The organism is Yersinia artesiana, assembly GCF_902726545.1.
GTDB classification, from domain to species: Bacteria; Pseudomonadota; Gammaproteobacteria; order Enterobacterales; family Enterobacteriaceae; genus Yersinia; species Yersinia artesiana.
In genome coordinates this window covers 1-3,012 of the sequence record NZ_CACVAD010000102.1, presented here as the reverse complement: position 1 = coordinate 3,012, position 3,012 = coordinate 1, and the positions used below count along the sequence as shown (strand labels likewise).

The window sequence follows — 3,012 nt, the reverse complement described above, 5'->3', positions numbered from 1 at the left end:
CAAAACACCTTCGGTGTTGTAAGGTTAAGCCTCACGGATCATTAGTACTGGTTAGCTCAATGCATCGCTGCACTTACACACCCAGCCTATCAACGTCATAGTCTTTAACGTTCCTTCAGGGGGCTTAAAGCCCCAGGGAAGACTCATCTCGAGGCAAGTTTCCCGCTTAGATGCTTTCAGCGGTTATCTCTTCCGAATTTAGCTACCGGGCAATGCCATTGGCATGACAACCCGAACACCAGTGATTCGTCCACTCCGGTCCTCTCGTACTAGGAGCAGCCCCTCTCAATCTTCCAACGCCCACGGCAGATAGGGACCGAACTGTCTCACGACGTTCTAAACCCAGCTCGCGTACCACTTTAAATGGCGAACAGCCATACCCTTGGGACCTACTTCAGCCCCAGGATGTGATGAGCCGACATCGAGGTGCCAAACACCGCCGTCGATATGAACTCTTGGGCGGTATCAGCCTGTTATCCCCGGAGTACCTTTTATCCGTTGAGCGATGGCCCTTCCATTCAGAACCACCGGATCACTAAGACCTACTTTCGTACCTGCTCGAGCCGTCACTCTCGCAGTCAAGCTAGCTTATGCCTTTGCACTAACCTCACGATGTCCGACCGTGATTAGCTAACCTTCGTGCTCCTCCGTTACTCTTTGGGAGGAGACCGCCCCAGTCAAACTACCCACCAGACACTGTCCTCACCCCAGATTATGGGGCCGAGTTAGAACATCAAACATTAAAGGGTGGTATTTCAAGGTTGGCTCCATGCAGACTGGCGTCCACACTTCAATGCCTCCCACCTATCCTACACATCAAGGCTCAATGTTCAGTGTCAAGCTATAGTAAAGGTTCACGGGGTCTTTCCGTCTTGCCGCGGGTACACTGCATCTTCACAGCGAGTTCAATTTCACTGAGTCTCGGGTGGAGACAGCCTGGCCATCATTACGCCATTCGTGCAGGTCGGAACTTACCCGACAAGGAATTTCGCTACCTTAGGACCGTTATAGTTACGGCCGCCGTTTACTGGGGCTTCGATCAAGAGCTTCGCCTTGCGGCTGACCCCATCAATTAACCTTCCAGCACCGGGCAGGCGTCACACCGTATACGTCCACTTTCGTGTTTGCACAGTGCTGTGTTTTTATTAAACAGTTGCAGCCAGCTGGTATCTGCGACTGGCTTCGGCGCCGGGAGCAAGTCCCTTTACCTAATGCCAGCGTGCCTTCTCCCGAAGTTACGGCACCATTTTGCCTAGTTCCTTCACCCGAGTTCTCTCAAGCGCCTGAGTATTCTCTACCTGACCACCTGTGTCGGTTTGGGGTACGATTTAATGTTACCTGATGCTTAGAGGCTTTTCCTGGAAGCTTGGCATCAACTACTTCATCACCGTAGTGACTCGTCATCACACCTCAGCGTTGATAAGCAACCGGATTTACCAAGTCACTCCGCCTACATGCTTAAACCGGGACAACCGTCGCCCGGCTAGCCTAGCCTTCTCCGTCCCCCCTTCGCAGTAACACCAAGTACAGGAATATTAACCTGTTTCCCATCGACTACGCTTTTCAGCCTCGCCTTAGGGGTCGACTCACCCTGCCCCGATTAACGTTGGACAGGAACCCTTGGTCTTCCGGCGTGCGGGTTTTTCACCCGCATTATCGTTACTTATGTCAGCATTCGCACTTCTGATACCTCCAGCCACCCTCACAGATGACCTTCAACGGCTTACAGAACGCTCCCCTACCCAACAACACCTAAGTGTCGCTGCCGCAGCTTCGGTGCATGGTTTAGCCCCGTTACATCTTCCGCGCAGGCCGACTCGACCAGTGAGCTATTACGCTTTCTTTAAATGATGGCTGCTTCTAAGCCAACATCCTGGCTGTCTATGCCTTCCCACATCGTTTCCCACTTAACCATGACTTTGGGACCTTAGCTGGCGGTCTGGGTTGTTTCCCTCTTCACGACGGACGTTAGCACCCGCCGTGTGTCTCCCGTGATAACATTCTTCGGTATTCGGAGTTTGCATCGGTTTGGTAAGTCGGGATGACCCCCTAGCCGAAACAGTGCTCTACCCCCGAAGATGAGTTCACGAGGCGCTACCTAAATAGCTTTCGGGGAGAACCAGCTATCTCCCGGTTTGATTGGCCTTTCACCCCCAGCCACAAGTCATCCGCTAATTTTTCAACATTAGTCGGTTCGGTCCTCCAGTTAGTGTTACCCAACCTTCAACCTGCCCATGGCTAGATCACCGGGTTTCGGGTCTATACCTTGCAACTATTCGCCCAGTTAAGACTCGGTTTCCCTACGGCTCCCCTATTCGGTTAACCTTGCTACAAAATATAAGTCGCTGACCCATTATACAAAAGGTACGCAGTCACACCACGAAGGTGCTCCCACTGCTTGTACGTACACGGTTTCAGGTTCTATTTCACTCCCCTCGCCGGGGTTCTTTTCGCCTTTCCCTCACGGTACTGGTTCACTATCGGTCAGTCAGGAGTATTTAGCCTTGGAGGATGGTCCCCCCATATTCAGACAGGATGTCACGTGTCCCGCCCTACTCATCGAACTCACAACATATGCATTTTTGTGTACGGGACTATCACCCTGTACCGTGCGACTTTCCAGACGCTTCCACTAACACATACGCTGATTCAGGTTCTGGGCTCCTCCCCGTTCGCTCGCCGCTACTGGGGGAATCTCGGTTGATTTCTTTTCCTCGGGGTACTTAGATGTTTCAGTTCCCCCGGTTCGCCTTGCATGGCTATGTATTCACCATGCAATAGTGCAACGAATTGCACTGGGTTTCCCCATTCGGGTATCGTCGGTTATAACGGTTCATATCACCTTACCGACGCTTTTCGCAGATTAGCACGCCCTTCATCGCCTCTGACTGCCTAGGCATCCACCGTGTACGCTTAGTCGCTTAACCTCACAACCCGAAGGTGTCTTTACAGACAACTTGTGCTGTGATTATTTGAGAGACTCTAATACAGGTTAATCCTTATCTCAGTACT

1 rRNA gene is annotated in these 3,012 nt (G+C 51.9%); it reads right to left on the bottom strand.

Annotation, left to right across the window (positions count from 1 at the left end):
• Window positions 1–20: 20 nt before the first annotated feature.
• Window positions 21–2,927: ribosomal RNA gene (locus HU019_RS20050) — 23S ribosomal RNA — on the bottom strand.
• Window positions 2,928–3,012 lie beyond the last annotated feature (85 nt).